Annotated in this window: 4 protein-coding genes; 2 read left to right on the top strand and 2 right to left on the bottom strand. The window is 74.6% G+C overall.

Annotated elements, in window-relative coordinates; all coding sequences use genetic code 11:
- Positions 1-352 precede the first annotated feature (352 nt).
- On the top strand, positions 353-1,324 hold the full coding sequence (locus tag ACEPPI_RS39510) for a helix-turn-helix transcriptional regulator (RefSeq protein WP_373920083.1): 972 nt from the start codon (positions 353-355) through the stop codon (positions 1,322-1,324).
- Between the two features lie 287 nt (positions 1,325-1,611).
- Here ACEPPI_RS39510 and ACEPPI_RS39505 read toward each other — a convergent pair whose 3' ends face one another.
- Positions 1,612-2,658, bottom strand: coding sequence for a phosphatase PAP2 family protein (locus ACEPPI_RS39505; RefSeq protein ID WP_373920082.1), 1,047 nt, complete (start codon positions 2,656-2,658; stop codon positions 1,612-1,614).
- Positions 2,659-2,898: 240 nt separating this feature from the next.
- Positions 2,899-4,038: a glycosyltransferase family 39 protein gene (locus ACEPPI_RS39500; RefSeq protein ID WP_373920081.1), complete on the bottom strand. Its 1,140-nt coding sequence runs from the start codon at positions 4,036-4,038 to the stop codon at positions 2,899-2,901.
- Between the two features lie 286 nt (positions 4,039-4,324).
- Here ACEPPI_RS39500 and ACEPPI_RS39495 point away from each other — a divergent pair.
- Positions 4,325-5,991 (top strand): MFS transporter (locus ACEPPI_RS39495; protein WP_373920080.1); only part of this gene is annotated, 1,667 nt, incomplete at its 3' end.

The raw sequence follows: 5,991 nt of genomic DNA, 5'->3' as shown, positions 1-5,991 counted from the left end.
GTCCCTTGGGCCGGAACATTCGGTCCTCCGGGTCCCGCGCCGGCCGGGCCGGCGCCGACCACGGTCCCGACGCGTCCGGGGGCGGCGTCCCCTCCGGGTCCCGCGCCGGCCGGTCCCGTGGCGGCCACGCTCCCGACGCGTCCCGCGGCGGCGTCCCCGCCGGACGCGGTGCCGGTCCCGGTGCGGCCGGCGCCGGGCCACGGGGTGCCTTCCCGAGGTCCGGCCGCACCGGGGAGCTGAGGCCGGGCGGGGACGGTGCGGGCAGCCGCGCCGGGCCTTGCCCCGGCCCGCCCTCCTCCCGGACCCCGGCGGCGCCTCACACCCGGTGGCCGTGACGGGGGAGACTGCGGGCATGCTCGATACCTCCGCACGGCTGCTGCGCCTGTTGTCCCTGTTGCAGGCCCACCGCGAATGGACCGGTGCCGATCTCGCCGGACGGCTCGGGGTCACGCCGCGCACCGTCCGGCGGGACGTCGACCGGCTGCGGGGGCTCGGCTACCCCGTGAACGCCAGTCCGGGCACCGGCGGCGGGTACCAGCTCGGGGCGGGGGCCGAGCTGCCGCCGCTGCTGCTGGACGACGACGAGGCCGTCGCGGTGGCGGTCGGGCTGCGGACGGCCGCCGGGAACGGCGTCGAGGGGATCGGGGAGGCCTCCGTACGGGCCCTGGCCAAGCTGGAGCAGGTACTGCCGGCACGGCTGCGCGGACGGGTGTCGGCGCTGAACGAGTTCACCGTGCCCATGCTGCGCGGGCCCGCGCGGGACACCGTCGACCCGGCGGTGCTGACGGAACTGGCGGCGGTGTGCCGGGACTCCGAGCGGCTGCGCTTCGGGTACCGCGACCACGGGGGCAACGTCAGCCGCCGCACGGTGGAGCCCCACCGGCTGGTCTGCAGCGAGCGGCGCTGGTACCTCGTCGCCTGGGACCGCGACCGCGAGGACTGGCGCACCTTCCGCGCGGACCGCATCGAGCCCCGCCCCCCGCACGGCCCGCGCTTCGTCCCGCGTCCGGCACCCGCCGAGGACCTCGCCGCGTACGTCTCGCGGGGCGTGGCGCAGGGTGCCTACGCGGCCCGGGCCGTGGTGCGGCTGCGGATGCCGGCCGAGGAGGCGGCGCGGATCATCGGGCCCTCCGACGGGGCGCTGGAGCCGCTCGACGGGCAGGGCTGCCTGCTGCGCACCGGGGCGGTGAGTCTGGACGTCCTGGTCATTCACCTCATGCTGCTCGGGTGCGAGTTCGAGGTGGTGGAGCCGCCCGAGCTGACCGAACGGATCCGCAGTGCGCGCGACCTTCTCGGCCGTGCTCTGGAGCCCGCGGAGGAGTGAGAGCGGAGCCGGGGGAACGCAAATGCCCGGATGGAATTCGAAGGCTCTCCGGCGGAAATGCGACCGGGTTCCGGGGCTGCTCCGGACGGGGGATGCGGAGAATGCCGGGCGGGACCCCGGCTGTCGACAACCCGTGACACAAGTGTGACCCGGTACGGAGGAACCTCTGGGCGTCCGGCTGACGCGCCGTGCATATCAACGGCGACGGCGGGCCGGTTCGGTGAACCGGCCCGCCGTCGTGGTGGTGCGGGGTGGGGGTGTGCGTACCGTCCCCGCGGCAGTGCGGATCAGCCGGCCGGGCGGGCCGAGGCCCCCCGGGCGGCGGCCCGTTCCGTGTGCGCCGGGCGGCGGCTGCCGGCCGGGGTGAGCGGGGTCCGCTCGGAGCGGATGACGTGCTGGCGGGCGGCCGGGTGGCCGGCGGGGCGCAGCGCCGGGGAGTGCCCGGCCGCCGCGCCGCCCGGCACGGGGACCGGGGCGGCCGTCTCCTCGTCGGAGCGCTTCGGCTGCCACTTGCCGCCCGCGGAGAGCAGCGGGGTGAGCGCGGCGGCGACCGGCTCGGAGAGCCTGCCGTCTTCCAGGCGGCGGCGCCACAGCTCGCGCAGCTCGAAGACGTAGGCCTCGGTGCGGGCGATGAGCGGCTCGAACCAGGGCAGCGCCAGCATGATCAGCAGACCCGCGAGCCAGCCCAGCAGGACGTCGCTCACCCAGTGGGTGCCGAGGTAGACGGTCGTGGCCCCGACGCTCAGCGAGACGACGGCGGAGAACACGGACAGCACCCGCCGGGTGACGGTGGTGGAGGCCAGATAGGCCAGGATCCCCCAGGTCACGACGGCGTTGGCGGTGTGGCCGGAAGGAAATATATCGCCGCCCGCGAAGAGCTCGGCGGAGCCGATCTGGGTGGCGTAGTGCGGACCGAGCCGGCCGAGGCCGAGCTTCACGGAGCCGACGGTGATGTTGAGCAGCAGCAGCGCGACGCCGAGGGTGATCAGCGGGCGGAGGGTGTGCTGGCGCCAGGAGCGCCACCCCAGCCAGGCCGCGACCATGACGGCGGTGGGTCCGCGCTGGCCGAGTACGACGAGGTAGTCGAGGAAGGCGTGCAGCTGCGGCCACTGCTCGTAGGGCCGGAAGAACATGATCTGCCAGTCCAGCCGGACGAGCCAGGACGTCGTCAGCACGGCCACGACGATCGCGAGGTAGCACGCGAGCAGGGCGGCGAGGAGCACGACGCGGTGCCGGCTCATCCGCGGTGTTTGCAGATGAGCCGGTCGCTCTGGTTCCCGGTCCAGCCGGGCGAACACCGGCTCCAGACGGGTCAGCATTTGGTCGGTACGCACTCAATCGACGTTACCGCGCGACGACGGGCGGCCCGGTCGAATCGCGGGCTTTGTGATGACCATGTGATGTGGAGTGCGTCTCACGCGGAACTTAATTGCCGCTATTCCGGCGCTTGTTGGAACTCCGCCGATTCAACTCCGGGACTGCTGCCCCGGTAATTATCCGCATACTTGCCTCGGATTTATTGCCCACATTCAATTCCTTTACGCAATCATGGATTGGAATGATCCATTCCGTGATCACGGAGGGCCCGAACCGTTCAGCCAGAACGCCCCGTACACCGCCGACGCCAGGGCCGCCGTCCCCAGCACCGCCACGGCCCGGCCGGTCCGCCACCGGGCCAGCGCCACCGCCACGGGCAGCAGCAGCGGGAACGCCGGCAGCAGCAGCCGCGGCTTGGACCCGAAGTACCCGGAGGCGCACAGGGCGAGGACCACCACGACCCCGGCGTACACGAGCAGCGCGGCGGGCTGCCGCTGCCGCACGCACAGCCGGTACAGCCACAGCACCAGCAGCACCCCGGCGATCAGGCCGAGCCCGGCCGCGAAGGCGGAGGACGCCAGACGTGCCCCGATGAAACGGGCGAAGGCCCAGCCCCCGTCGAAGCCGTTGCCCCAGCCCGCCTGCACGTCCAGGTACCCCAGCAGCCCGCCGCCGGTCCGCCGCCCCACCCACAGCACGTACGCGGCCGCGCCCAGCGGAGCCAGCAGCACTCCGGCCGCCGTCCGCCACGAACGCTCCCCGCGCCGCCACGCCAGGGCCGCGGCCGCCCACACCGCCGCGACCACGGCCGCGCCGACCGGCCGGGTCAGCCCCGCGCCGGCCGCGAGCAGGCCCGCCGTGACCCAGCGCCCGCGCAGGACCGCGTACAGGGCCCAGGCCGCCAGGGCGGTGAACAGCGACTCGCTGTACGCCATGGACTGCACGATCCCGACCGGCAGCGCCGCCCACAGCGCGGCCGCCAGCACTCCGGCGCGGCGCCCGTACAGCAGGTCCGCGACGGCGAAGATCCCCCACGCGGCGGCGAGCCCCGCCACCGCCGAGACCACCAGGCCCGCGGAACCGTACGAGAGCCCGGTGGGCGCCGCCAGCAGCCGCTCCAGCCACGGCAGCAACGGGAAGAAGGCCAGGCTGGAATGGACGGCCCCGTTCGGCAGGACCACCTCGTATCCGTACCCGCCGCCCGCGACGCGGGCGTACCAGAGCGAGTCCCAGCGGGCCGACAACAGCGTGTGCGGGCTGCTGCCCGCCACCGCGCCCCACGCGCCGAGCACGCCCAGAGCGAGCAGCCGGACGGCCGCGAAGGCGGCGAGCGCGGGCGCGGCCCGGCGGGGTCCGGGTTCCTTCACGGGCACCTCGTGGGTGGGGTCGGTTCTCACGCAGACGAGTATCGACGCCCCGACCGCGGGCCCCGGACGAGAACCACGGGCCGTGGCCGGGCGTGTACGGGGGAGTGAGGACATCGCGGGGCGAGTGGCGCACACCACACCGGGGCCGCCGTCGCGATGAGAGCTTGACCACGTGTCGGACACACGAACTCGCGTACGCTGACCCTTCACTCGCGAGTCGATGCCGGACCCCGTTGGACGCCGCCCAGCGCACCACGCGCGGCGCCACAACGACGCTGGTCCGCCGAGTGCGAGGGATCACCTGGGAGGTACACGCATGTCGGGGACGCACACGACCGGCGACGGGAACCCTTCCCTCCGGCAGCGGGTCCGCGCCGCCTCCGGCGGCGCCAACCGCTGGGCCGTCCTGGCCGTCCTGTGCGTCAGCCTCGTGCTCGTCGCGCTCGACGCGACGATCCTGCACGTGGCCGTCCCCTCCGTCACCGAGGACCTGCGCCCCGGCGCCGTGGAACTCCTGTGGATCGTCGACGCCTACCCGCTGGTCTGCGCCTCGCTGCTGATCCTCTTCGGCACCCTCGGGGACCGGGTCGGCCGCCGCCGGATCCTGCTCCTCGGCTACGGCCTCTTCGGCGTCGCCTCCGCGATCGCCGCCCTCGCCGACGACGCCCAGGTCCTGATCGCAGCGCGCGCCCTGCTCGGCATCGGCGGGGCGATGATCATGCCCGCCACCCTGTCGATCCTGCGTCAGGTCTTCCCCGACCGGCGCGAACGGGCGCTCGCCATCGGCATCTGGACCGCCGTCGCCGCGATCGGCGCGGCCGGCGGCCCCGTCCTCGGCGGCTTCCTCGTCCAGCACTACTGGTGGGGTTCCGTCTTCCTCATCAACATCCCGCTGATGGCCCTGATCCTGCCGCTCGGCCGCTGGCTGCTGCCCGAATCCCGGGGCGCGGCGGACGGCCCCTGGGACGTTCTGGGCGCGCTCATGGCCGCGGGCGGGGTCCTCGGCGGGGTCCTCGGGGTCAAGCGGCTCGGCGTCGAACGGCACCTCCTGGACCCCGGGGCGCTGGTGCCCCTGGCGCTCGGCGCGGCCCTGCTGATCCTCTTCGTGCGCCGCCAGAGGCGCCGCGAGCACCCGCTGATCGACATGCGGATGTTCTCCCGCGCCGCGTTCTCCACCTCCGTCGGCTGCATCGTGCTCGCCATGCTGGCGCTGGTCGGCCTGGAGCTGATCGCCGTCCAGTACCTCCAGCTGGTGCTGCGCCTGAGCCCGCTGGAGACCGGCCTGCGGCTGCTGCCGCTCACCTTCGCCGCCATGGCCGCCGGCGCCACCGGTTCGTACACCCTCCAGCGGGTCGGCCCGCGCAGGATGGTCTCGCTCGGTTTCGTCCTGACCGCCGCCGCCGTGCTGCTGCTGACGCTGATGGGCCAGCAGGACCGGCCCGTGCTGCTCACCGTCGGGTTCGTCCTGCTCGGCTTCGGCCTGCAGACGACCCTGTTCGCGGCCTACGAGTCCATGCTCAGCGAGGCCCCGGCGGACACCGCCGGCGGCGCGGCCTCCATAGGCGAGACCTCGTACCAGCTCGGCGCGGGCATGGGCATCGCCCTGCTCGGCAGCGTGATGAACGCCGCCTACGCGCCCGGCCTGACCGGCCTCCCCGGCGTTCCGGCCGACGCGGCGCGCGACGCCGCGCACTCGCTCGGCGAGGCCTACCAGGTCGCCGCACACCTCGGCGGGGCGGCGGGGGACTCCCTGCACGCCGCCGCCCGGCAGGCCTTCGTGCACGGGCTGCACGTCACGCTCCTGGTCAGCGCGGGCCTGCTGCTCGCGGGCGCCGTGATGGCGCTGAAACTGCCCCGCACGATGGACGGCGCCGAGCCGGCCGAGTGCGGCGACCCGGTCGCCGACGCCCTGCCCGCGGGGGCCGTACGCCTCCCCGCGCAGGCCGACGGCGCCGTACGCCTCCCCGCGCAGGCCGACGGAGA

The organism is Streptomyces sp. AB3(2024) (assembly GCF_041862025.1).
Lineage (GTDB): Bacteria > Actinomycetota > Actinomycetes > Streptomycetales > Streptomycetaceae > Streptomyces.
Note: the sequence above shows the minus strand (reverse complement) of the source record. Positions and strands in the feature narration are given on the sequence as shown.

What these genes read in the sequence shown, in the direction of transcription:
- ACEPPI_RS39510 (WP_373920083.1), top strand. Translation starts at nt 353, where the DNA reads ATGCTCGATACCTCCGCACGGCTGCTGCGCCTGTTGTCCCTGTTGCAG.